19 protein-coding genes are annotated in these 24,475 nt (G+C 41.3%); 8 read left to right on the top strand and 11 right to left on the bottom strand.

The features are described 5' to 3' along the window. The first annotated feature begins 16 nt into the window (after positions 1–16). From R8806_RS03815 to R8806_RS03805, 3 genes are all read left to right on the top strand, one after another. Complete coding sequence (locus R8806_RS03815) at positions 17–2,152, top strand: TonB-dependent receptor (protein ID WP_151411548.1); 2,136 nt, start codon at positions 17–19, stop codon at positions 2,150–2,152. Between the two features lie 23 nt (positions 2,153–2,175). After that, positions 2,176–2,850, top strand: coding sequence for a hypothetical protein (locus R8806_RS03810; RefSeq protein ID WP_151411547.1), 675 nt, complete (start codon positions 2,176–2,178; stop codon positions 2,848–2,850). A gap of 154 nt (positions 2,851–3,004) precedes the next feature. After that, positions 3,005–3,661, top strand: coding sequence for a superoxide dismutase (locus tag R8806_RS03805; RefSeq protein ID WP_124317192.1), 657 nt, complete (start codon positions 3,005–3,007; stop codon positions 3,659–3,661). A gap of 37 nt (positions 3,662–3,698) precedes the next feature. Here the strand turns inward: R8806_RS03805 and R8806_RS03800 are convergent, their stop codons facing one another. From R8806_RS03800 to R8806_RS03775, 6 genes are read right to left on the bottom strand one after another with little or no spacing between them, the layout of a single operon-like run. After that, positions 3,699–5,870 carry a S46 family peptidase gene (locus R8806_RS03800; protein ID WP_124317193.1) on the bottom strand — a complete coding sequence of 724 codons (2,172 nt, stop codon included), beginning with the start codon at positions 5,868–5,870 and terminating at the stop codon, positions 3,699–3,701. Between the two features lie 23 nt (positions 5,871–5,893). Continuing rightward, complete coding sequence (locus R8806_RS03795) at positions 5,894–6,481, bottom strand: Maf family nucleotide pyrophosphatase (protein WP_164719699.1); 588 nt, start codon at positions 6,479–6,481, stop codon at positions 5,894–5,896. Then, on the bottom strand, positions 6,478–7,410 hold the full coding sequence (locus R8806_RS03790; RefSeq protein ID WP_124317194.1) for a geranylgeranylglycerol-phosphate geranylgeranyltransferase: 933 nt from the start codon (positions 7,408–7,410) through the stop codon (positions 6,478–6,480). The genes R8806_RS03795 and R8806_RS03790 overlap by 4 nt, the downstream gene beginning before the upstream one ends. 13 nt (positions 7,411–7,423) lie before the next feature. Next, on the bottom strand, positions 7,424–7,951 hold the full coding sequence (locus tag R8806_RS03785; RefSeq protein ID WP_118302398.1) for a KdsC family phosphatase: 528 nt from the start codon (positions 7,949–7,951) through the stop codon (positions 7,424–7,426). A gap of 20 nt (positions 7,952–7,971) precedes the next feature. Then, entirely contained in the window at positions 7,972–8,811 is an 840-nt protein-coding gene (locus tag R8806_RS03780; RefSeq protein WP_124317195.1) for a Rossmann-like and DUF2520 domain-containing protein, read from the bottom strand. A gap of 3 nt (positions 8,812–8,814) precedes the next feature. After that, positions 8,815–9,294 (bottom strand): hypothetical protein, encoded by a 480-nt coding sequence (locus tag R8806_RS03775; protein WP_124317196.1) that lies wholly within the window; start codon positions 9,292–9,294, stop codon positions 8,815–8,817. A gap of 130 nt (positions 9,295–9,424) precedes the next feature. Here R8806_RS03775 and R8806_RS03770 point away from each other — a divergent pair, with 130 nt between their 5' ends. From R8806_RS03770 to R8806_RS03750, 5 genes are all read left to right on the top strand, one after another. Next, entirely contained in the window at positions 9,425–10,213 is a 789-nt protein-coding gene (locus R8806_RS03770; RefSeq protein ID WP_124317197.1) for an aminotransferase class IV, read from the top strand. 111 nt (positions 10,214–10,324) lie between these two features. After that, on the top strand, positions 10,325–11,695 hold the full coding sequence (locus tag R8806_RS03765; protein WP_124317198.1) for a serine hydrolase domain-containing protein: 1,371 nt from the start codon (positions 10,325–10,327) through the stop codon (positions 11,693–11,695). Positions 11,696–11,697: 2 nt separating this feature from the next. Then, the gene (locus tag R8806_RS03760) at positions 11,698–12,819 is read left to right on the top strand and encodes a glycerate kinase (RefSeq protein ID WP_124317199.1); all 1,122 of its coding nucleotides are present in this window, start codon (positions 11,698–11,700) and stop codon (positions 12,817–12,819) included. Between the two features lie 120 nt (positions 12,820–12,939). Next, a complete protein-coding gene (gene buk, locus R8806_RS03755; protein WP_124318451.1) occupies positions 12,940–14,013 on the top strand; it encodes a butyrate kinase in 1,074 nt (357 codons plus the stop codon). 161 nt (positions 14,014–14,174) lie between these two features. Next, positions 14,175–15,572, top strand: a complete 1,398-nt coding sequence (locus tag R8806_RS03750) for a hypothetical protein (RefSeq protein WP_124316451.1) — start codon at positions 14,175–14,177, stop codon at positions 15,570–15,572. A 75-nt stretch (positions 15,573–15,647) separates the two neighbouring features. On the opposite strand, the gene R8806_RS03745 is transcribed toward R8806_RS03750, so the two are convergent. From R8806_RS03745 to purL, 5 genes are all read right to left on the bottom strand, one after another. Beyond that, positions 15,648–16,799, bottom strand: coding sequence for a M20 metallopeptidase family protein (locus R8806_RS03745; RefSeq protein ID WP_221230287.1), 1,152 nt, complete (start codon positions 16,797–16,799; stop codon positions 15,648–15,650). A 51-nt stretch (positions 16,800–16,850) separates the two neighbouring features. Continuing rightward, complete coding sequence (locus R8806_RS03740) at positions 16,851–18,182, bottom strand: nucleobase:cation symporter-2 family protein (RefSeq protein ID WP_124316452.1); 1,332 nt, start codon at positions 18,180–18,182, stop codon at positions 16,851–16,853. Positions 18,183–18,188: 6 nt separating this feature from the next. Then, positions 18,189–18,755 (bottom strand): xanthine phosphoribosyltransferase, encoded by a 567-nt coding sequence (gene xpt, locus R8806_RS03735; RefSeq protein ID WP_124316453.1) that lies wholly within the window; start codon positions 18,753–18,755, stop codon positions 18,189–18,191. Between the two features lie 81 nt (positions 18,756–18,836). Then, positions 18,837–20,378 (bottom strand): outer membrane protein assembly factor BamB family protein, encoded by a 1,542-nt coding sequence (locus R8806_RS03730; protein ID WP_124316454.1) that lies wholly within the window; start codon positions 20,376–20,378, stop codon positions 18,837–18,839. A gap of 404 nt (positions 20,379–20,782) precedes the next feature. Further along, positions 20,783–24,472 carry a phosphoribosylformylglycinamidine synthase gene (gene purL, locus R8806_RS03725; protein WP_124316455.1) on the bottom strand — a complete coding sequence of 1,230 codons (3,690 nt, stop codon included), beginning with the start codon at positions 24,470–24,472 and terminating at the stop codon, positions 20,783–20,785. Between the last annotated feature and the right edge of the window lie 3 nt (positions 24,473–24,475).

Genomic DNA, 24,475 nt, shown 5'->3' with positions numbered 1-24,475 from the left:
TTAAAAACAACATCAAATGCGGATAATATATAGCATTCTGCTATTGACATTTATCTCCGGGCATTTGTTCGCACAGCGATCCGAGACCGTGCAGACAAATGACTCTACATTCAGTGTCATCAAACAATTAAAAGAAGTCGTCATCACGGCTGAAAAAAGGGAATTATCCATTAGCGAGATTCCTGTTGCTCTCAGCGTGATTAGTGGGAAAAACTTGTTGAACGAGAATAATCCGGATCTTCGGAACCTGTCAGGAATCGTTCCGAATTTTTACATGCAGGAAGGAGGCTTGAAACTATCAACACCGCTCTATGTTCGCGGAATTGGAACGGTATCCGGGACCCCACCCGTCGGTTTGTACGTGGATGGTGTCCCGATCTTTGACAAAAATGCCTTCATATTTGATTTGTATGACATCAAGCAAATAGAAGTACTGCGAGGTCCTCAGACAACCCTGTACGGTCGGAATAGTATCATCGGTTTGATTAATATCCGAACAAATCCTCCTGCGACAAAGTTTTCGTTGCAGGCAAAAGCAGGAGTTTCCAGCTATAACTCCCAGAATTACATGGTTATGGCTAATTTGCCTATAAACAAAGTTCTATATAACAAATTATCTTTTGCTTATAATCGCACGGACGGGTATTTCAAGAATGATTTTACTGGTGGGAAATCGAACAAATCGGATTCATACGATCTTCGTTACCAAGGAAGCGTGTTCACGGATGCAACATGGAAGGTCGCGTTTGGTCTGAACTATAATCATAGTTTTGATGATGGCTACGCTTATCATGCCGTTGATTCTTTAAAAGTACACCGCTACCGGGTCAATTATAATGCGGATGCATCCTATAAACGGGATTTATTGTCCACGTACATTGACATTCAGAAACATTTTTCTCAAACCCTGTTGAACTGGATCACTTCCTATTCCCGGGCTAAAGATAAACAGGTTTTGGATGCTGATTTCACGTATCATGATGTATTCCAAAATGGTAAGAAATCGAAACAGGATCTGATCACGCAAGAGATCAATTACCAGTCCTCCCAAGGCGAGAGAATCGATTGGACAATAGGAACATTTGGTTTTTACAAAGACTTGGCGAATGACTATTTGGCCACTTTTGGCTCGGAACGTCACTTGTTGCTCCCACTGGATCTGGATCAAGCATCGTACTACAATAACACCTCTACTTGGGGAATTGCCGGATACGGGCAAGTTACCGTGAAAAATCTCTTGCCGGGGATGTTCGTCACTGCCGGAATCAGGTATGATTACGAGAAAGCGTCTCTCTCCTACCGGGATAGTTTGTTATTTCACGGGGCAAGCCAGTTCACCGGTTATCATGATTGGGACGAAAAACATTCTTACGCGGCTTGGTTGCCCAAATTCTCCATTCTACAAAAATGGAACGAGCAGTTATCCACCTACTTGAACATATCTAAAGGATATAAAGCCGGTGGGTACAATATCATTTCGAATGAAATGACCACGCAGGTTGTAGAACTGGAATATGGTAAAGAATCTTTGTGGAATTACGAACTTGGAGCTAAATACTTTAGTGCCAACGGACGGTTTAACATGAATGGGGCGCTTTTTTATATTGATTGGAAAGACCAGCAAATTTTTGTCATGGAGATGATGGGGCCGATTATTAAAAATGCGGGAGACGCCCGCAGTATTGGAGCGGAAATTGATTTAAGCTGGGAATGTCTGCCACGATTGGTTTATTTCCTTTCCTCAGGATATAGTAATTCGGAATGCTACCACCACTTAACCAAGGAATACGAGGGGAATAAAATTGTCATGGCCCCGGAATTCACGATGAACACAGGGGTAGCGTACTCCAAAGCAATCAAGTTCTCATTATTCAAATCTTTCACAGCAACCACGTCTGTTACCGGTTTCGGGACCCAATATTTTGATGAGGCGAACACCATGAAACAAGATCCTTATTTCCTTTGGAACATGGATTTGGGCATTTCCGGTAAACACATCGATTTCCACGTGTGGGGTAAGAACATTTTGGATAAAAGTTTCTTTTGCTACATGTTCAACAGCCCCGTGGGCAAGAATTTACCAGAATACATGAAATCCGGGCAATCTGGGGCTCCCTCTCGATTCGGGGCATCTATAACAATAAAACTATAAACACATTTTAAATTTATCTAGATATGAAAAACAAATTAATTTACTTGATCTCTGTACTATTTGTGGCAGTTGCATGTTTCTCTTGTAGCGATGATGATGATGATAATAACGATAAAGACCTTATCGGGACTTGGAATTATACAAAAAAGACAAGTGATATTCATTTTAAATTTGAGTATAATGGCGATGAGATCAGTTTTCCCGAAGGATTGATTCCATCAGGGGTTATCCCAGAAGGAATACCGGGAATTAGCGAAACAGGGATTAATGTTGCCATAATTAAAATGGCGTTGCCGGGAATTGCGAATAAATACATGTCTCTATATTTCCGAGGAATCAATTTTACATCTGAAACCGAAATGGAAATATTTATGACCATGAATGATCAGCCTGCAACTTTAAAGACGACTTACACTATTCAAAAAGATATTATAAAGGTCAGTACACAAAGTGATGGTTTTAAAGAATTGTTAGGTACAATTCCCGTGAAATCTATTGATTTGAATTACAAAATTGTAAATAATGAATTGACGGTATATTTAGGTACATCTTACGTGAAAACTCTTCTTGCAGCAGTTCCGCTTATTTTAAGCAGCGCAGAATTACCGGCTGAGCAACAGGCAATGATTAAAACTTTTGTTGAAACTTTTTCATCTAACCTAAAAACATTTGAATTCGGAGCTAAATTAAGCAAATAGAGTTTTCTATATACGTAGAACAAATACGGGTAGTTATCATTTTCACTACCCGTTTTATTTTTTTCATAGAAAGCAGTAACTTTATTCATATTTTATCGTATCCTTAGTATAGAATTTGTAAATTTAAAAGCAGTTTAATTTAAAACATAAGGATATGAAAACAGAAGAGTACAAAGAATTGGATGTGTTGATGTCATCAGAGGTTATAAATACAAAAGGTGAGGATAACAAATTTAAATTACCCCCTCTACCCTATAAAGAAAATGCGTTAGAACCTTATATCAGCGAACGTACTATCCAATATCACTACGGAAAACATCTCGCAACTTATATTACAAACCTGAATAATTTAATCGTGGGTACCGAATTCGAAAAAATGTGTTTAGAAGGTATCGTGATCAAATCCGAAGGTGGTATTTTCAATAATGCAGCACAAACATATAATCATATTTTCTATTTCGAGACTTTCCAAGCTCATCATGCAGCACAAGTCGCTCCGACAGGAAAAATAAAGGAATTGATTGATAAATCATTTGGAAGTTTCGATGCCTTCAAGGAAGCGTTTGCTAAAGCAGCCACCACCTTATTTGGTTCAGGATGGGCCTGGTTGGTTGTGGACAAAAAGGGGAAACTGGAAATCGTACAAACCGGTAATGCAGATACTCCACTGAAACATGGAAAGAAACCCGTGTTGACAATTGATGTCTGGGAACACGCTTACTATTTGGACACCCAAAACGCTCGTCCGAAATACATTGAAAATTATTGGAACATTATAAACTGGGACGTTGTAAACAAACGCTTAGGATAAAAGAAAATCGGGAGTTTTACTCCCGATTTTTTATTACTTAATGAATGATTACCATCTCGTCAATCAATCTTTGCGCTCCTGCATATTTATCAATGATAAACAGGACATAGCGAATATCAACAGCAATATTCCGACAAATCTCTGGGCTATATTGCATATCTGACATCACACCTTCCCAAGCACGGTCAAAGTTTAAACCGATCAAATTACCTTCTGCATCCAGAACCGGACTACCGGAATTACCGCCAGTCGTGTGATTCGTCGCGATAAAGCAAACAGGAACTTCCCCGTCTTGAGTGTAAGGGCCGAAATCCCGATTCTTGTACAAATCCCGTAATTTCTGGGGTACATCATAATCATAGATATTTGGATTATCCTTTTCCATGATACCTTTCAATGTCGTGTAGTGCGTGTAATAAACAGCGTCAGTTGCATGGTATCCGGCAACTTTTCCATATGCTACACGTAAGGTTGAATTCGCATCCGGATAGAATGTTTTATCGGGCTGCATCTCCATCAATCCGGCAATCCACAACCGATTCAATAATTTCAATTCATTTTCAATCCGGCTCAATTCGGGACGAATTTTATCCGCGTACAACGTGTAAATTCCGGTCGCTACTCCAAGAATCGGATCTTTTTCAATTTTCGTGATTGATTTCTCTGATAAATTGTCGATGAATTTCAGCAAATTATCCTTATGCGTGAATATTGATTTTTTAAACAAGTCGGCAGCATAACGATCGGGAGCGTTCAGTTTAGCATATTTCGGGCTCAAACGAACGACTGACGGTATCCATTGGTCTCCGACTTCCTCATTATTATACAACTTGAACATTTCGGTCAATATCCGTTGATCCGTGGTCACATCGTAATCTTTATAGAAGGCCTCAACGTAATTTTTCAAAGATGTTTTAAGCTGTTCCTTATCCGGAAATTTGTCATAGTTATCCAATACCTGTTCTATTTCACGGGCAAATTTTATGATTTCTGCACCTCCCAATCCGGCCTCCGAAGCATAAGCTGCAGCCAGAACATATTCTTTACGAGCGTCATATAACGCTTTGTAACGATCCGTCAAACCGATATACTCGGTTTTTCCATTACTTTTAGCCCAGTTGTTGAAATTATTTTCAAGAACTCTTTTATTATCAGCCGTTCTGAAACGATCCAATCCTTTAATCTCTCCCTGCCATTTTTTCCAAGCATTAGCAACACTTGCAGCTTTAGCAGCATATTTTATACGCAACAATTCATCCGACTCCATGGCGGCATTGATTACCGCCAATTTTGCTGTGCGGATTTTGATCTTATGCGGGTCTTCAACAGAAGCAATTTGATCTATCGCGTAAGAAGTCAGGTACTCGTTTGTCGTTCCGGGATAACCGAAAACCATAGTAAAATCACCTTCTTGCACCCCCCGTGCAGAAATCTTAAAGAATTTAGCCGGTTTATAAGGCACGTTCTTATCTGATATAGCTGCCGGCTCATTGTCCGGTCCCGCATAAATACGCAAAACGGAAAAATCACCCGTGTGACGCGGCCATGTCCAGTTATCCGTATCCCCTCCAAATTTACCGATAGCAGAATTCGGAGCCCCGACTAAACGAACATCCCGGAAGATTTTAAACACGGAAAGAAAATATTGATTTCCGTTAAAATACGGCTTTATATTAGCCGCCAGATTGGTTCCTTTAACAGCTTCCGCCTCCAATATCCGGCATATTTCATTCACCTTCTTCGTACGTTCGCTTTCAGACATCCCGGCATTCAATCCTGCATTGATTTTATCCGTGACATCCTCCATCCGAACTAAAATAGAAGCTGTTATCTTGGGATTAACCAACTCATCCGCCATGGATTGAGCCCAAAAACCATCCCGTAGATAGTTATGTTCCAAACTGGAATGAGCTTGGATCATGCCAAAAGAGCAGTGATGATTCGTAATCACCAATCCTTGATCACTCACGATCTCCCCGGTACAAAAGTGATGAAACGGAGAACCTTCATTACCCAGCCCGATAACGGCATCTTTCAATGAGGCTTGGTTGATGTCGTAAATATCCTCCGCTGTTAATTTAAAACCGGCTTTCTGCATATCTTCTATGTTGTATTTTTTCAACAACATGGGAATCCACATTCCCTCGTCAGCTAAACTTGGTAAAGTCAGCAGAATGAAAGCCAAAAAACATAATGTAATTTTTCTCATTTACTGGTATTTTTGAATGTTATTTATTGAAATTGTAATTTCCGCAAAGTTTCATATAATTTCTGTATCGGTAATCCCATCACGTTATAGAAAGAACCTTCTATACGCTCGATCCCGATGTACCCGATCCACTCCTGAATCCCGTAAGCTCCCGCTTTATCGAATGGCTTATACGTGTCCACGTAGAATTCAATCTCTTCATTTGATAAACGCTTGAAAAACACGTCTGTCCGTGAAGAGAAAGAAAGTTGTTCCGTACGAGTGGTTACGCTCACACCCGTTACCACTAGGTGACGATTTCCTGATAGCTCCTGTAACATCGAAATAGCCTCTTTCCGGTCAGCGGGTTTACCTAAAATCCGGTCATGAATACAAACTACCGTATCGGCTGTTATCAATACTTCATCAGCCTTTAGCTCCTCTCGAAAGGCTGAGGCCTTTACTTTCGATAAATATTCCGGTACATTCTCCCAATGGAGTTCTTGAGGATATTTTTCTTCAACATTTTTCAACCAGACTTCGAAGGTAAACCCAGCATCTTTCATCAATTGCTGTCTCCGTGGTGATGCGGAGGCCAATATTAATTTATAATTTTTAATAGAATGCATCATTCACACAACTTACAAAATACACTGACTCCTATGCACAAAACCATAATCAAACGAATCATTCGCAACTGGAATTTCATCTTGTCATTCTTCAATACCGCGTAGCCGTAAAACAAGTATGGTATAATCAAAGCTACAACAAAATAAATCCATACGATCAGGGTTCGTGTAAATCCGAATAACAAAAATAGGATCAACGATGTGATGGCAATCGTGATCAACCCGATGATCACCTTTCTCGTTGCCGGAATACCAAATTTTACAGGTAAAGTAACGATTCCATCAGCCCGGTCGCCATTTATACTATATATGTCCTTGTTGATCTCGTAGATCAGCATATTAATAAAAAGAAAATACGAGAAACATACTGTCCAGTAGAACACGTAGGCAAAACTAACGTGCGTTTTCAAAACGACATCCGAGTACACATCACTCAATAACGGGATTTCGAATGTAATCACGGTAAGCGGGATTAATCCGGCCAAGATAGCCACAACGATATTTCCCCAAATAAAACGTTTTTTTATCCGGGAGGAATAAAACCACAATACCAATGATATAATTAAAAATAAGAATACGATCTCAGCATGATGAGCTTCTCTCGCCAGATAATACGCGATTCCCACGGCCACAACATTCAAAATAGAATGTAGAATGATTGCAGCCCTGCGGCTAATGGTTTTCCCAACAATCACGGGTCTGTTTCCCGAAATACGGTCCGCCTTCGTGTCAAAATAATCATTTATGACATAAGCGGCCGACACCAGACAACACACGGCTATTACCAGTAACGAGAAATTGCTTTCCGGCATTTGCAGGGCAAAACCAGCTTTCTCCAGCACGGGCTGGACAACAAAGAAACGCATGGCATACATGGTAAATGCCGTGAATGCGATCGTTCGTAGGCGTATTAACTTGAGAATTTCCAACATCTTATTCTTTAACTTACATACATTTCACGTAGCATTGGGTATCCATCCATTCGCCTTTTGCTTTCAGTACTTGAGCCACGACATCCCGTACGCATCCAAGGCCCCCGGGCGTGTCAGAAATATAACGGGAAATGGCTTTGATCTCTTCGCACGCATCCGAAGGACATACCGGCATACCCACGATTTTCATCACGTTGTAGTCTGGTATATCATCTCCCATATACATCACATTTTCCGGGTTCAGATTATATTTTTGCAAGAACTCGTTCAACGCTTCAACTTTATTCGCCACGCCAAGATACACGTCCTTCACACCCAATTTCTCAAAACGTTCTCTTACCCCGGGAGCCTGCCCCCCGGAAATGATACAAACCGGGTATCCCTTCTTCGTGCAGTACATCATGGCATAACCATCTTTCGTACAGGATGTACGAATCAAGTCTCCTTCCGGTGTTATATTCATTTCATGACGTGAAAAAACTCCATCTACATCGAAAGCAAAAGCTTCTACCTTCTTTAATTCCTCTTTGAATAATTTCATAGCGTTCGTATTTATCTAATTTACCACAATGTGGGCATATCTATTATATCTTGCGAGATCTTTTGATCCCCCGTCTCTTCTTTATCTTGCGTTTCCTTTATTCCTTCCGACAATATCGTGTATATTTTCAGCAAATCTTTGTCATTCTTCAACATATTCTTATGCATATTCATGATACTCTCGTCCCCCCGCTTGGCCGGTCCGGTTTGAGCCTCTTCCGGATTAAGGAGCATCACTTTATGTGCCGTCTCGAAAATCAAAGGACGTAACATAGCAAAAGATAGTCCTTTGTTTTCTAGCAATTTGCCTGCCACTTGATACAAATAATTAGGGAAATTACAGGCAAAAACTGCAGCCAGATGCAATTCTTTACGCTGGACCGAGTCTATCTCGTATATTTTATCCGACAACTTTTCCGCAAACTTTTTAATTCGTTCCTTCACGGGCCCCGTGTTTCCCTCCACACATAGCGGGATCTCCCTGAAATCCAGTTCCCGTTTCTTAGAAAAGGTTTGTACCGGATAAATCACCCCGTAGTGTTGGGAACATGATTTGAATACATCCATCGGTTGACTTCCTGAAGTGTGTAGAATCAACGCATCATCTGGTATCCTAATAGCCTTAATAATAGATGGTAAAATATCATCACTTACACAAAAAATATAAATATCTCCATCCGGATACACCTCATTTACTTCAGCCGTGTAAGATATTCCCGTCTTCATTCCCAGTTGCCGGGCAGAATCAAGCGTACGACTATAAATCTGACATAAATTCTCTCCCGCTTTTAAAAGGGCTCCCGCCAGATGATGAGCGACATTCCCAGCCCCGATCAATATGATTTTATCTTGTTGTTCCATGTATTAGTAAGCAATATTTTTAGGAGATAATACCCCGTTTTTAATAGCTTCTAAAAGACGTTCACTCGCCTTGTGAATGTCTTCATTGAAAACTTCGGAAATTAAAACTAATTTGCCATCGATTATTTGTAAATGTTTATATCCGTTCTTATTGTCCGCTTGATTCAATAATATCAAATCATTCCCGGGAATGAACGTGTGAGTCATTTGGTTGCGAAGTTTATCATACAAAAAACCATTATCATTTAACAACCGATAACGCCCGCCGAATAACTTCTTTACCCCAAGAGAAAAACGTTTGGCCGACTGCCCTTTGGCTTTCATGGGTTTATTATCTAAAAAACTTCCCAGAACCTCAATCGCTTGCCCCATGATGACAAATTGCATATATGACAAGCCCACGCCCTGCAACTTAGTAATTTCATCCACAATCACTTCACGTATGAAATGCTCTATCCGTTCTATTTGCTCTTGTGTTTCCATATATCAGCCAAAAATAGCGCAAATTATCGAAAGTAACAAGTCCCATTTTCTCTCTCTAAAATTTCTGAACATTTCCGGTTATATAATCGTTTTAAAGCATAAATTCGCGACACATAAAAGGAGATAAATTATGATGTTATTTAATAATAAACCCATCGATAACAAGGAATATTCCGAAGACATCCTAAATGAAGGACTTAGTATATATGAAGTATGCCGGGTTTTTAGAGGCAAAGTTATATTTTTAAACGACAACCTTTTACGACTTGACAATTCAATAAAAAAATCAAATATTGCCATTGATTTGAATTCATTACACGTGGCAGACCAATTAAACCGATTGATTCAACTTGAAAATATCAAGGAAGGAAACATTAAATACGTACTTCGGGTTACCCCGACGGGAATCGAACAATATGTCTATCAGATAAAACATTCCTACCCGTCGGAAGAAGCTTATCAACATGGAGTGGATACGGTTACTTGCCATGCTGTCCGTGAGAATGCCGAAGTGAAATATGTCAATTCTGGATTACGGGAAATGACCAACAAGATCATTCAGGAACAAGGAGTTGCTGAAGTTTTATTAATCGATCAAGATAACTGTGTGACAGAAGGTTCTCGTTCAAATGTATTCTTTATCCGGGATAACGTGTTTTACACGGCTCCTCTTCCCCATGTTTTGCCGGGAACCAGTCGGAAACGGGTATTAAATATCTGTCAGGAAGACGGGTTGACCGTGGTGGAACAAAGAGTGAATTACAAAGACATTGCCTCCTATCAAGCAGCCTTTATAACGGGGACTTCCCCACTTGTGTTGCCCATCGCTCATATAGACGGAATAGCTTTCGACCCGCACCACCCATTGCTGGTGAAAGTTATGGAACACTACTTCAATTTATTAAGTAAGAATTTTTAAAGGTGTTTCACATCTGATCTCTTTGAATAAAAATGTATTTTTATTAATATTGCAAGCGTAATATTCCATCTCAAAAGAATATTACGCTTTTTCCTTTAGATTGCAGATGTAATGAAATATATTATACTAATTATACTATTCTTTTTAGTTATCAGTTTCAGACCTTGGAATTCTTTCACGAAAGAAATTCAGGTTGAAAAAGATTCTATTCCCCAAGACACGCTTGCCGTAGCGGTACATGATTTATTCACGAATGAATATTCTGATCTAGTTGAAACCAAGCGTTTAGATCAAACGATTGAACGTTTTATGAATCAGTGGGAAATAAAAGGGGCTTCCCTCGCGATCATGAAAGATGGGAAACTGATTTATAGCAAGGGATATGGGTATGCCGACGAAGAAAATGAGGTGAAAACCGATGTGAACCACATCTTCCGAATTGCCTCGGTTTCCAAACTAATCACGGCGGCAGGAATCATGAAATTAGTTGAAAACGGGATTCTATCCTTGGATGATAAAGTATTTGGCGAGGAAGGTATTTTAAGTGACACGACACTTTATGCCCCGATAAAAGATAAACGGGTGAATAATATCACCGTGGAAAATCTTCTACGCCATCAGGGGGGATTCACCAATCGTGCAGGAGACCCCATGTTCTGCCCGGTAGATATCGCAGAAAAAATGAATGTTCCGGCACCAGCCGACTTGAATACCATCATTAAATTTGTTTTATCTCGACGTTTAGGCTTCACACCGGGGACAAGCACATGTTATTCAAACGTGGGTTATGGAATATTATCAAGGGTAATAGAAAAAGTTTCAGGAAAAAACTACGAAGAATTTATTCAAGACAGCATACTCATTCCTGCCGGGTGTTACGATATGCACTTGGCCCATAATCTGGATAAAGACCGATATTTCAACGAGGTCAGGTATTACGAACAATCAGACGCAGACCTGATCCGTTCATGCGATGGGCGGGACACGCTAGTATATCGCAGTAACGGGGGAAACAATATCGAGGCTCTTTACGGTGCCGGTGGCTGGGTAGCTTCCCCGACGGAATTATTACGTTTCCTTTCTGCCATAGACGCTGACGATTCATATCCGGATATATTGACAAAAGAAAGCGTGGAGACCATGACGAAATGTGTGAAAAATGCTTTGCCTCTTGGTTGGATGAACACGAACAATCAAGGTGATTGGTGGCGTTCCGGTACTTTGGCGGGAACCAGTGCCATGTTGAAACGTCAACGGGACGGGTTCTGTTGGGCATTTATCACAAACACGAGCAATTGGACCGGACCTCGTTTTCCTCATAAGATTGAAGGTATGATGGCTCGTGCCATGGATCGGGTAAAAGAATGGCCGGACAGAAATCTGTTTGATCCTGATTACTGCAAGGCTTTCGAAGACGGGAAAAAATTGCTGGCCAATGAAAAAGGAGTCCAAGCACATCCCGTGCATCCTGACAATATCTAACCATGAACCTCATAAACAACCGTAATATTCTTCTAGCTCCTAACTCATTCAAGGGAAGTCTGGATGCTTTCGAGTTTTGTCGAATCCTAGCCTCTGAATTAGAGGAATGTGGATTTCATACGATCTCTCTTCCATTAGGAGATGGCGGTGATGGAACAGCCCGAATTGTGGCACATTACCTTCATGCACACCCTATCAAGACGAAAACGGTAGATGCCTTGGGACGTGAGCATTTTGCCTCGTATTACTTAAAAGACAACACGGCTATCATTGAATTAGCCGAAGCTTGTGGTCTGAAACATTTGAAACGAGAGGAATATGACATCTTGAACACGAACACGGCAGGATTCGGTGTTTTAATCAATCACGCCCTCTCGCAAGGAGCGAACAATTTGATTCTGTGTGTTGGAGGAAGTGCCAGCGTGGATGGAGGAACAGGGGCTCTGCGAGAAATGGGATTGACAATTGTCAATAACTCTCTGAACAGAAATTATATTACAGGTATTAAGGATATTAATATCGAATTATTGCAGCAAAGGTTTAAAGGAATCCACATTACAATACTATGTGATGTTGATAATTCTATTTGTGGACCGGAAGGTGCAGCCGCTGTGTTTGCCCCGCAAAAAGGAGCATCACCAGAACAAGTTGTCATGCTTGATAATCAATTGTGCCTTTGGAGTGCTTTATTAAAACAGCATACAGGTAAAGATGTAACCCGGTTGAAACATGGAGGTGCCGCAGGTGGAATCACGGCAGCCATGCACGCTTTACTAAATGCACAACTTATTTCGGGTTCCGAATATTGCCTGACTCTCTCCCATTTCCACGACAATCTTTTACAAGCCGGAATTGTTATCACCGGAGAAGGAAAAATTGATATCCAGTCCTTTTATGGCAAAATTCCGGGAACAGTTGCAACCTTATGTTTGCAACAAAACGTTCCGGTTTATGCCGTTGTCGGATTGGCAGAAAAACAGGTCCTTACCCGTTTCGATAAAGTATTCACGATGAGCCAGTATGCCCGTTCTATTCAAGATTCTATAAAAAATGCCCCGTACTACCTAAAGATCATTGCTCAAGCCATTGTTGATACCCTTTATTCATCCGCTTATTCGGATTGATTCTCTATTATAAATAAATTATCACTTTTTCTTTGAGTTTTGCTTACAATTTATAAATTTTGCAGCCTCATAACGTGCGAAAAAGAATAATTATTAATATTTAAAATAACAATTAAAACTATGTCATTTAAAATTCTTGCGATCAATCCGGGATCAACTTCCACGAAAATTGCAATCTTTGAAGATGAAACAGAGAAATTTGTAAAGAACATCAAACATTCCGCAGAGGAAATTGCGAAATTCGATAGCGTGGCTTCACAATTCCAATTCCGGAAAGATATTATTCTTTCTGAACTGAAGGATGCCGGATTTAATATTAACGAGATCAACGCGATCGTTGGAAGAGGTGGTTTAGTTAAACCTATCGAATCCGGTGTGTATGAGGTAAATGAAGCTTTAATTAACGACTTGAATAATCCTCCTCTTGGCGAACATGCCTCCAATTTAGGTGGTCTGATCGCAAACGATATCGCAAAATCTCTTAACAACGGAACAAAAGCTTATATTGCAGATCCCGTAGTAGTAGATGAGTTGCAAGAGGTAGCTCGTTTGACCGGACATCCTGATTTCACAAGAGTATCAATCTTCCATGCCTTGAATCAAAAAGCAATAGCACGGACTTATGCAAAAGAAATTGGGAAGAAATACGAAGATATAAACTTGATTATTGCGCATCTTGGTGGAGGCGTTTCTGTTGGAGCGCATGATCACGGACGGGTAATTGACGTGAATAATGCTTTGGATGGTGATGGTCCTTTTTCACCGGAACGTTCAGGAAGTCTTCCTACCGGTCAGTTGGTAAAACTATGTTTCAGCGGTAAGAAAACCGAAGCAGAAATCAAGAAAATGTTGAAAGGTGCAGGCGGATTAGTGGCTTATCTTGGAACAAACGATGCTTACGAAGTAGAAATAAAGGCAAAAGAAGACCCGAAATATAAATTGGTACAAGATGCCATGTCTTACCAAGTAGGTAAAGCTATTGGTGAAATGGCTGCCGTGCTAAAAGGTAAAGTTGATGGTATCCTGTTAACCGGAGGAATCGCTCACAACCCCTTCTTGGTTGACTACGTGAAAGAGATGGTTGGATTTATCGCTCCGATAAAAGTATATGCCGGAGAAGATGAAATGAGAGCATTAGCCATGAACGGACTGATGGTTCTTCGCGGAGAACTTTCTGGAAAAATCTACAAGTAATAATTTAGGATTAGTAATAGATTACAAGTGACTGGTTAATAAATTTAGCCAGTCATTTTTTATTGAGTACGGGAATCCAAGGAACACTCTAATGGCTCTAAAGAAGTATCTTTGCATATTTTTTTGTAGTTTTGTAACGATACAAAATATAAATAACAAAAATGAAAGATACCATTTATTCGTTCAAAATGTTGAGCTTGTTAATAGTCCTTGCATTTTCAAATTATAGCATAGCTCAAGAAGTATCCTTGAAAAAACAGGATGTAAAAACAAAAGAAAAAATCACGACCCATTTCTCCGGTCACCTGTCAGGTAATGCTGATGCCTATAAAGACAAAAGCACACTCAAATCAACTGATGTGAAAAAGATGCAGCAAATCGTGTGGGATGCATGGAAGGAGGCAAATAACAAATTCTCCGAGCAGAAACTGATTAATCTTGATAAACTGGAAAAAGCAAATTCAGGAAAATGGACTCTCCCACAGGAACTGGAACCCAATGCAATCATGCCGTATTACTGGGGTTACAAGGGGGATGCAGAACCGGAAGGAGGTTTCCCATTATATCTATACACGCATGGTTCTGGAGATAAAGCCAGTGAATGGAGAACGGGAATCAACATATGTCAAAAGTTCGATGATGCTCCATCGGTTTACTTCATACCTCAGATCCCCAACATGGGCGATTACTATCGTTGGTGGCAAAAGGCAAAGCAATTTGCTTGGGAAAAGATGTTACGTTTAGCTTTCGTATCCGGAAAAATAAATCCCAATAAAGTTTACTTTTTCGGAATATCAGAAGGCGGATACGGTAGTCAACGGTTAGCATCATTTTATGCGGATTATCTGGCTGCAGCAGGCCCGATGGCTGGAGGGGAACCTCTGAAGAATGCACCCGTTGAAAATTGCAGAAACATCGCCTTCTCCCTGTTAACAGGAGCAAACGACAGGGGATTTTACAGGAATAAGCTTACGCAACGCACGAAAGATGCGTTTGATAAATTAGAAAAAGCCAACCCGGGTCATTATATCCATCGTATAGAACTTATTCCCGGTATGGGACACGGTATAGATTACAAGCTTACAACTCCTTGGTTGAAACAATATACCCGGAATCCCTATCCCAAGCATGTAAGTTGGGAGAACTTTGAAATGGATGGTTTATACCGTAATGGATTCTACAACTTATTTGTTGAAGAACGTTCTAATGATGATACGAAATCCAGAACCCATTATGAAATGGATATACAAGAGAATAATATTTCCTTAAAGGTTGATTTAGTTACTTATAAAGCAACAGAAATTGATCCGAACTGGGGTATCGAACTGGATTTTGAAAAGAGCTATCAACCCGCAACAAAAGGGAAAGTAATCATTTACTTGAATGATCAACTGGTAGATCTAGACAAGGAAATTACATTGGTAGTAAATGGAAAAGAGGCTTTCAAGGGAAAAGTTAAACCACAACTTAAAAACATGGTGAACAGTTGTGCTGCATTTTTCGACCCGGAAAGAATTTATCCGGCTGCAATAGAAGTAAATATTGCAGATTTACAGTAATATCGGAATATACGATTAAAAATCCCCAAGACTCTAACTCTTGGGGATTTTTAATATGTGTCCTAAAGTATTTCATTAACCCAACATCCTGACACAATTTTCCACCATTAGCGCAATACCCGCTTTCATAGCATTCTCGTCGGGAGCCATTCTCGGATTGTGAAGTGGAGGCATACTCTCCTGTTCCAGCGGACAAACACCCAAGACCCAGAATACTCCCGGAATCTTCTCCAAGTAAATGGCAAAATCTTCTCCTAAGGTAAGATGATCCATTGGGATCACATTGTGTTCTCCCAGTAAATCTGTTGCATTTTTCTTCACAAATTCTGTCAAACTCTTATCATTCACCAACACGGGCAATCCATTCCAAGTTTTATCCAAATGGAATGTGCAATCGTATAAATCACAAATGGTGTTTGATTTTTCCTCGATTAACTCGAATATCTTATATCGTAAAGAGTTATCGTGTGTCCGAACTGTTCCCAACACGTCTACCCGATCCGGAATTACGTTATTACACGTGCCACCATGAATAGACGTGATCGAAAGAACCGCCGGGATCAACGGATCTCGAAATTTAGTAATTAACGTCTGGTAAAATTGTATCAAGCAAGCCGTGGCCAATATGGGATCCGAACCCATGTGTGGCATGGCAGCATGAGTACCTTTACCTTCCACGGAAAAAATAATATTATCTGAAGAGGCGAAAAAGGCCCCGGGACGAATTCCGATAGTTCCGGTCGGAAGGTTCGGGAAAACGTGTTGTCCGAATATAGCTTGCGGAACGGGTTCTTTTAAAAGTTCGGGAAGTAATAAACGAGCCCCTCCCGGACGTTTCTCTTCACTGGGTTGAAAAACAATTTTTATTGTTCCCTGTAATTTGTCTTCTCCGGATTTAAGAACAAGTGCAGCCCCTAAAACCATAGCCATGTGCATATCATGCCCACAAGCATGCATCATGTCTTCATTTTGAGAGCAATAGGATAATCCTGTCTCTTCCTTGACTTTCAGAGCATCCATATCAGCCCGGATTGCGATACATTTCTCTCCTTTCCCCACGGTTGCAATTAATCCCGTCCCCACTTTTTGGTACGGGATTCCATTCTGTTCCAGTACTTCCGCAATATAGCGTTGTGTCTCCACTTCTTGCATGGCGAATTCCGGATGTTGATGAAAATAACGCCGGAATTCAACAGCCAAAGGGTAAATCTCTTCTATTCCTATCATTTTATGCTATAATCTAATTTAAGAATCAACTCTTAAAGGTTGTTTTCACGATTATTCTTTCACGTGTATCAGTACATTCGACACAATTGCCGTCAAACCTCCCGTCGTGATCCCGGATGAGAATATATTTTTAATGGTATCGGAACAACTGTTCAATATTTCCGGAATGAATTCGACACTTAATCCCAAGGAGAAACTCAATGCTATAACCAGCGTGGCTTTCCTGTTTATATTCTGGGAGGCAATAATACGGATTCCGGCAGCAGCGACCGTACCGAACATAAGTAGTGTCGCTCCCCCCAGAACCGGTTCCGGCATTAACGAGAACACCAGCCCGACAGCAGGAAAAAGTCCCAATATCACTAAAAAAGCGGCAATATAATATCCCACATAACGACTGGCCACTCCCGTTAATTGTATCATCCCGTTATTCTGGGCAAACACGGAATTCGGGAAAGAATTAAATGCCCCTGCCAAGAAAGAATTGAAACCATCGGCAAGGATTCCCCCGGAAGCCCGTTTAATAAACCTCTCTCCTTCCACGGGTTCCCCCGAAATCATGGAATTAGCCGTAATATCACCATAAGCCTCGATAGCAGTGATCATGTAAATCAACCCGACGGCAATAAATGACGACCAGCTAAAAGCCAACCCGTATTTAAAAGGAACAGGAATATTTACCCCGGAATAACTCTGTACAGAAGAGAAGTCTATCATACCCATGAAATAAGCGACCACATATCCCACGACTAACCCGATCACGATGGAACTCATCCGTAGATATTTATTATTACTCCGGTTAAAAAAGATGATCAAAACTAACACCAGTAAAGCCAATCCGAGATTCTCGAAACTACCGAAAGTACCGTTTTCTTTAGCAATAACACCCCCTCCACAAGCCGTAATACCTACTTTCACCAGACTCATCCCGATTAATGTTACCACAATTCCCGATACCAGCGGGGTAATGATTTTCTTGGCATATTTCAAAATCCTACTTATCAGCATCTCAACCACTGAACCTGCCATGCACACCCCGAATATCAGAGGCAAACCACCCGCCAATCCCGTAGATATAATCGGGCCGATAAACGAAAAACTTGTTCCTTGAATACATAATAACCCGGTTCCGATAGGTCCAACCCGTCTACATTGAATAAAAGTCGAGACACCGGAGGCAAAAAGAGCCATCGAAACGAGAAAACCCGTCGTTTCCAAGTCAAGGTTCAACGCTCCGGCAATAATTAACGGTGGAGTTATAATGGCAACAAAAATGGCTAATAAATGCTGTAACGCAGCAAAAAAAGCCTCTTTAAAAGGCGGACGGTCCTCTATTCCATAAATAATGGCCGAACTAACCTGACGATTGGTCGTTTCACTCATGCCGGATTATCTTATTTTTATCTGACAATTATCCAAACTATCTATAATAGCTAAAGATTCAACATGAATCCCACGTTCTCTCAGTACTTCGCCCCCATGTTGAAAAGCCTTTTCAATAATAAATCCCATGCCTACAAGTTGCGCCCCCGCCCGGTCAATCAAATCAATAATACCATTCGCGGCATTCCCGTTTGCAAGGAAGTCATCAATAAAAAGCACACGATCCTCTTTACTCAAGAAATCTTTACTGATACAAACATTATATTCCCGATCTTTTGTAAAAGATCGTACCGTCGTTGAAATCATATTTTCCATCGTTTTCGGTTGCTTTTTCTTGGCGAAGACCACGGGCAATTCCAAAAGATACCCCACCATGATTGCCGGAGCAATACCGCTAGCCTCAATGGTCATCACTTTATTAAAATCCTTATTCGCGAAACGACGCACAAATTCCACCCCGATCGACTTCATTAAAATCGGGTCCATTTGGTGATTAATAAAACTATCCACTTTTAAAATGCCACCTTCAAAGCATTTTCCATCCTGTAAGATTCTTTTTTTGAGCAAATCCATATTGATCGTACTTTTTTACACTTCGGCAAAAGTAAGAATAATAATCAAAAAACAGGCTTTTTACTATAACTTGAATAAAAATTAATGAATCACCTCGTCCAAATCAACAATGGTTATCTTGTTTTCTTGGGCATCATACAATTTATTCCCAACGCGTACGGCATTTTTACTGATTCGCAAATGAGCCCATAACTCTCCCGAAGGAGCGATTACAATAGTTTCCTCTCCACGGGAAAGAAAAGAATACCCTTGATAAGTCAGGTAACACAGACAATACTCGCTCGGCAATAACATTCTTGCACCCTGCACATCCGCCTTGACACACAAGATATTTTGTTTCCCGGTAAGGATATAACATTGAGTACTATCCATCTCCTGCAATGTCTTGTATCTAGAATCTTCCAAAACAAATATCCGGTTACTGGCAAAATATCCTGCCCGATCTCTATCCAGAGAAAATTCTACTTGAATTCCCCGTGCCAAGTCCAACGAGGACAATTTTATCAGATGTTGATCAAATAATACATACAAAGTATCTTTGGACACTTGTACGTGATTTACAATTCCCAAAGTTGTTGGAAATGAGGAAAACGCTTCTTGAAGCCCCGTATTCTTATTAAACTTAGCGACATAAGGAATCCCCCATTTTTTCGTCATCGAGCCTTTAACGAGACCACTTCCGTAGTTTACCATGTAAAGCGAACTATCCATTGTAAATATCTGGGATTCACCGGTTATTTTTCGGGATACCCCCTGTAACCAAAGCACTTTTCCCGTGTGATCCAAGCAAAACAAACGATCACATGATGCTATATATATTTTCTCTTTTTCAATGAGAATATTCGAGGTAAACCCTTGCATAAATTCCTTTTCAGCTTTAGGGAAAGGTAATTCTTTTAAAAAGATCTCATGCCTCCATCCTTCCCCGTTTTTCATGTTAATCGCATACAAGGCATCTGAAAGCAAGAGAATAACCGAATCATTCAAGGGTAACATATCCGCCCATCCTTGTTGGGAAAAGATCTTCCTTTCCCATATTTTCTTCCCGTTATGCAAGCTGATCCCTTCCAGTTTTGAAACCTCCGTACCTCCCAAATTATCTTTACATCTTATCCCCACGCCCCATTTCTGATCCACGTAACTAATGCTACCTCTATCATTCCAACGTTCCTTTCCACTCCGTCGGTCAAAGCACCGGGTCTTGAAGTCGGATGTCAAAAATAACACGTTCTGAACAGGACTGAGATTCTCAATATCACTATTAATTTTACAATGCCACAAGGATCGTTCCTTTTCCGTGTCCCAAACAAAAAGTATTCCCGAACCTTGTGGAACCCCTTTCCTTGAAAAACGGTCTAATTGCACGGAAATAGTTTTCGTGATAGAATCCGCATACAAATGCCGTACATACCCCTCTACCAATATTTCTTTCCCCGAAATATTTTCCTGTCTTTGATAATGACGCCCTACCAACCGGGGCATCACCTGCTCTTCCGACTCTTGTTTTGTGGACTGGGCAAATCCATCGATACAAATAACCGACAATAACATACTCCATAAAAAGAAAATCCTAACGAAAGACATTTCTGTAACCATGATCGAGAAATTTATATCTACTTTCACAAATATATCATTTTATTTAGAGTTTGTTTAAATTTTGTTGAACAAAATCTTGTCGTTGTTTGATTACCTCTAGATCATACTAATGTTCCTTCGATGTTCTTATATGTCTCCATCTCGATTTGTGCCGTGTTCAAATGTATTTCCTCCGGCGATCACTCGCTAGTGACACGGAGAAAGCACGGAGAAGACCTAGCCAAACAATAGAGTAACAGCGTATTATAAGAGTAATAAAGCACTTGTTGTCTGATAACCATCTTATACCGAGATAGTTGATCTAAAAAATACATATAAATTCGAGAAATCCTCTTCATGTAAGGGGGTATGAAATAAAAGAAGGCAACCCCAAAGTCTTGTTTAAATGGCTTTGGGGTTGCCCTCTTTTATTTTGATTTGCAAGACTTATATTATTTATGCTCTTCAATCCACAAACGAGCATTTACAAACGCTTCAATCCACGGGCTGACTTCATCTTCCTTCCGATCCTCGGCATAATATGCCCAGTTCCACGGGTGAAGAGAACGTTCCAAGTGAGGCATCATTGCCAAGTGACGCCCGTCTTTACTACAAATAGCTGCCGTGGCAAAAGGTGATCCATTCGGATTCGCCGGGTAAGTGTCATGGCTGTATCGAAGTGGAATATTATATTCTTCCTGTCCGTAAGGTAATTGGAATTGTCCCTCTCCGTGAGCCACCCAGATTCCCAAACGAGATCCGACTAATGACTTCAACAACACGGAATTGCTCTCCACGACATCCACGCTCAAGAATGCGGATTCCAGTTTGTGGGATGCATTATGCAACATCTTCGCCTTCTCGCCATGTTCCGGGTAGACCAAGTCTAGCTCAACCATCAACTGGCAACCGTTACAAATACCCAAACTCAAAGTATCTTCACGTTTATAGAAGTTTTCCAAAGCCACCCGAGCCTTTTCGTTATATTTGAAAGCTCCGGCCCATCCTTTAGCAGAACCAAGCACGTCCGAGTTCGAGAACCCACCAACAAACACGATAAAGTTCACGTCTTCCAAAGTCTCTCTTCCAGAAACAAGGTCTGTCATGTGAACATCCTTCACGTCAAAACCGGCCAAGTGCATCGCCCATGCCGTTTCCCGCTCGCACTGACATCCTTTCTCCCGGATAACGGCAGCTTTTATGCCCGAAGGTTTAACACGGTTAACATCCAATCCATATTGGGAAAGCTTACCACTGAATGAAGGTGCAAACTTGTATTTCAGATCATGATTCTTATAGTTTTTATATCTTTCAAGGGCCAACTCATTGCCACTCTGACGACGATCTAACAAATAAGATGTCTTAAACCACAAGTCTCTTAATGACGAAATATCCAAGTGGAAGTTTTTACCGTCTTTCTTGATATTCAACTTTCCGGCCTTACCCAAGCGTCCCAAGAAATTGTAAGCCACTCCCGCTTCATCCAAGATAGCGGCAACCTTCTTGCAATCCTTAATCTGTACTAGTACACCCGGATTCTCCGCGAACAAGATCTTCACGATGTCCTTTTCAGCTAGGTAAGAAAAATCAATATCCAATCCCAAGCGATTATCGGCAAAACACATTTCCAACAAGGTCGTGATCATACCTCCGGCAGAAATATCGTGTCCGGCTAAAACATACCCTTCCTCAACCAAACGCTGTATTGCCATGAAAGCATTCACGAAATAATCGGCATCCTTTACATCCGGGGTCTCTTTACCTACCCGGTTCAACACTTGAGCAAAACTGGAACCGCCCAATTGCAATTTATCAAAAGAGAAATCAATATACACGATTTCAGAATCTTGATCCGGTTTCAGTACCGGAGAAACAATCTTCTTCACATCGGTAACCTCACCCACGGTAGAAATAATCACGGTTCCCGGGGCGTACACCTTATCCTTGCCATACTTTTGCGTCATGGAAAGAGAGTCTTTTCCCGTCGGGATATTGATTCCCAACTCAATAGCAAAATCACTGGCAGCTTGTACGGCTTTATATAAACGGGCATCTTCTCCGGCATTTTTACAAGGCCACATCCAGTTAGCAGACAACGATACACCTTTAATTCCCTGTTCGATAGGAGCCCAAACCAAATTGGTCAAGGCCTCTGCAATAGCCAATCTCGAACCGCAAGCCGGATTTGCCAACGCAGCTACCGGAGCGTGTCCGATGGAAGTGGCAATACCTCTTTCTCCACGATAATCGAGAGCCATGGCACCCAAGTCATTCAAAGGTAACTGTAAAGGTCCGGCGCATTGCTGACGGGCCACACGACCGGTAATAGAACGGTCAACTTTACTTGTCAACCAATCCTTACAAGCAACAGCCTCAAGCTGCAAAACTTGCTCGATATATTCTTCAACTTTATCTTCACTATATTCAACATCGGCGAAATGTTCTCTTTTGGTTTTATCCTCCATCACTGTTTTCGGGGGATTTCCGAACATATCCGTCATCTCCAGATCAATAGGCTTCTCTCCGGTTCTGGCGTCCTCAAACACGAAACGATGATCTCCCGTGGTCTCCCCGATCACGTACATCGGAGCCCGTTCCCGATCAGCCACACGCCGCAAGGTCTCCACGTCCTTTGCTTTCATTACGAGGCCCATCCGTTCTTGGGATTCATTTCCCACGATCTCTTTGTCGGAAAGTGTAGGATCACCGACAGGCAATTTCTCCAAGTGAATCAATCCACCTGTTTCCTCCACCAGCTCGGACAAGCAGTTCAAATGTCCTCCTGCCCCGTGGTCGTGAATAGAAACAATCGGGTTTACATCGCTCTCGGCCATAGACCGGATGGCATTACATACCCGTCTTTGCATTTCCGGATTGGAACGTTGCACCGCATTCAACTCAATAGCGTTGGCATATACTCCCGTATCCACGGAAGAAACGGCACCACCACCCATTCCGATGCGATAATTATCACCCCCTAGCAGAACAACCTGTTCGCCAACTTCCGGGGTCTTTTTCATGGCTTGTTCTTTATTACCAAAACCGATACCACCCGCCTGCATGATTACCTTATCGTAACCATACGTCTTTTCGTGTTCCTCATGCTCGAACGTGAACACGGAACCCACGATAAGGGGTTGTCCGAATTTATTTCCAAAATCAGATGCCCCGTTAGAAGCCTTGATCAGAATATCTTCCGGAGTCTGGTATAACCATTTCCGAGGATCAATAGCCGATTCCCAAGGACGACCTGCCTCCAAGCGCGGATATGATGTCATGTAAACGGCCGTGCCTGCCAACGGAAGTGATGCTTGTCCCCCGGCTATACGGTCACGGATCTCACCACCGGAACCGGTTGCGGCCCCGTTAAAAGGCTCTACCGTGGTCGGGAAGTTATGAGTTTCCGCTTTCAATGAAATAACCGTGTTAATATCTTTTTGCGTGTAGAAATCCGGTTTGTCCGGTGTTGCCGGGGCAAACTGCACCGTGGCCGGTCCTTCAATGAAAGCGCAGTTATCTTTGTAGGCCGAAACAATCCGGTTCGGGTTCGTTCGGGAAGTTTTCTTGATCATGGAGAACAAAGACTCTTCCTGTTCTTCCCCATCAATAATAAACGTACCTCCGAAAATCTTATGACGGCAATGCTCGGAATTCACTTGTGAAAAACCGAATACCTCGGAATCTGTCAACCGACGGTTCAATTTCTTGCTCAGACCTTCCAGATAAGAGATTTCATCTTCATTCAGCGCCAATCCCTCCTGTTGGTTATATGCCCGGATATCCTCGATATACACGATCGGGTCCGGTTTCTTATCAATAGTAAACGTATCTTGATTCAGACCCTTGTAAAATGCTTGAAGCATCGGGTCAAAAGCCGCTTTTTCATCTTCCACACGAGTAAATTCCTCTATCCGCAAGATACCGGAAATACCCATATTCTGAGTAATCTCCACGGCATTAGTACTCCACGGGGTAATCATTTCCCGACGAGGTCCCACGAAAAAGCTTTCCAGTGAATCGCTTTGAACTTTCTTAGCCCCACTGAATAACCATTCTAACTTACTTACATCTAAAGGATTTTCCGATTCTTTATAGTGTACGGCATACACTGTTGCATCTTTTTGATAGAATACTATAGCCATGTG

This window comes from Butyricimonas faecihominis (assembly GCF_033096445.1).
GTDB classification, from domain to species: Bacteria; Bacteroidota; Bacteroidia; order Bacteroidales; family Marinifilaceae; genus Butyricimonas; species Butyricimonas faecihominis.
This window is presented reverse-complemented; position numbering and strand designations above follow the sequence as displayed.

What these genes read in the sequence shown, in the direction of transcription:
- R8806_RS03795 (WP_164719699.1), bottom strand. Translation starts at nt 6,481, where the DNA reads ATGATGCATTCTATTAAAAATTATAAATTAATATTGGCCTCCGCATCA.
- R8806_RS03780 (WP_124317195.1), bottom strand. Translation starts at nt 8,811, where the DNA reads ATGGAACAACAAGATAAAATCATATTGATCGGGGCTGGGAATGTCGCT.
- xpt (WP_124316453.1), bottom strand. Translation starts at nt 18,755, where the DNA reads ATGGATTTGCTCAAAAAAAGAATCTTACAGGATGGAAAATGCTTTGAA.
- R8806_RS03770 (WP_124317197.1), top strand. Translation starts at nt 9,425, where the DNA reads ATGATGTTATTTAATAATAAACCCATCGATAACAAGGAATATTCCGAA.
- R8806_RS03765 (WP_124317198.1), top strand. Translation starts at nt 10,325, where the DNA reads ATGAAATATATTATACTAATTATACTATTCTTTTTAGTTATCAGTTTC.
- R8806_RS03745 (WP_221230287.1), bottom strand. Translation starts at nt 16,799, where the DNA reads ATGATAGGAATAGAAGAGATTTACCCTTTGGCTGTTGAATTCCGGCGT.
- R8806_RS03760 (WP_124317199.1), top strand. Translation starts at nt 11,698, where the DNA reads ATGAACCTCATAAACAACCGTAATATTCTTCTAGCTCCTAACTCATTC.
- R8806_RS03775 (WP_124317196.1), bottom strand. Translation starts at nt 9,294, where the DNA reads ATGGAAACACAAGAGCAAATAGAACGGATAGAGCATTTCATACGTGAA.
- purL (WP_124316455.1), bottom strand. Translation starts at nt 24,472, where the DNA reads ATGGCTATAGTATTCTATCAAAAAGATGCAACAGTGTATGCCGTACAC.
- R8806_RS03790 (WP_124317194.1), bottom strand. Translation starts at nt 7,410, where the DNA reads ATGTTGGAAATTCTCAAGTTAATACGCCTACGAACGATCGCATTCACG.
- R8806_RS03810 (WP_151411547.1), top strand. Translation starts at nt 2,176, where the DNA reads ATGAAAAACAAATTAATTTACTTGATCTCTGTACTATTTGTGGCAGTT.
- R8806_RS03805 (WP_124317192.1), top strand. Translation starts at nt 3,005, where the DNA reads ATGAAAACAGAAGAGTACAAAGAATTGGATGTGTTGATGTCATCAGAG.
- R8806_RS03785 (WP_118302398.1), bottom strand. Translation starts at nt 7,951, where the DNA reads ATGAAATTATTCAAAGAGGAATTAAAGAAGGTAGAAGCTTTTGCTTTC.
- buk (WP_124318451.1), top strand. Translation starts at nt 12,940, where the DNA reads ATGTCATTTAAAATTCTTGCGATCAATCCGGGATCAACTTCCACGAAA.
- R8806_RS03740 (WP_124316452.1), bottom strand. Translation starts at nt 18,182, where the DNA reads ATGAGTGAAACGACCAATCGTCAGGTTAGTTCGGCCATTATTTATGGA.
- R8806_RS03800 (WP_124317193.1), bottom strand. Translation starts at nt 5,870, where the DNA reads ATGAGAAAAATTACATTATGTTTTTTGGCTTTCATTCTGCTGACTTTA.
- R8806_RS03815 (WP_151411548.1), top strand. Translation starts at nt 17, where the DNA reads ATGCGGATAATATATAGCATTCTGCTATTGACATTTATCTCCGGGCAT.
- R8806_RS03750 (WP_124316451.1), top strand. Translation starts at nt 14,175, where the DNA reads ATGAAAGATACCATTTATTCGTTCAAAATGTTGAGCTTGTTAATAGTC.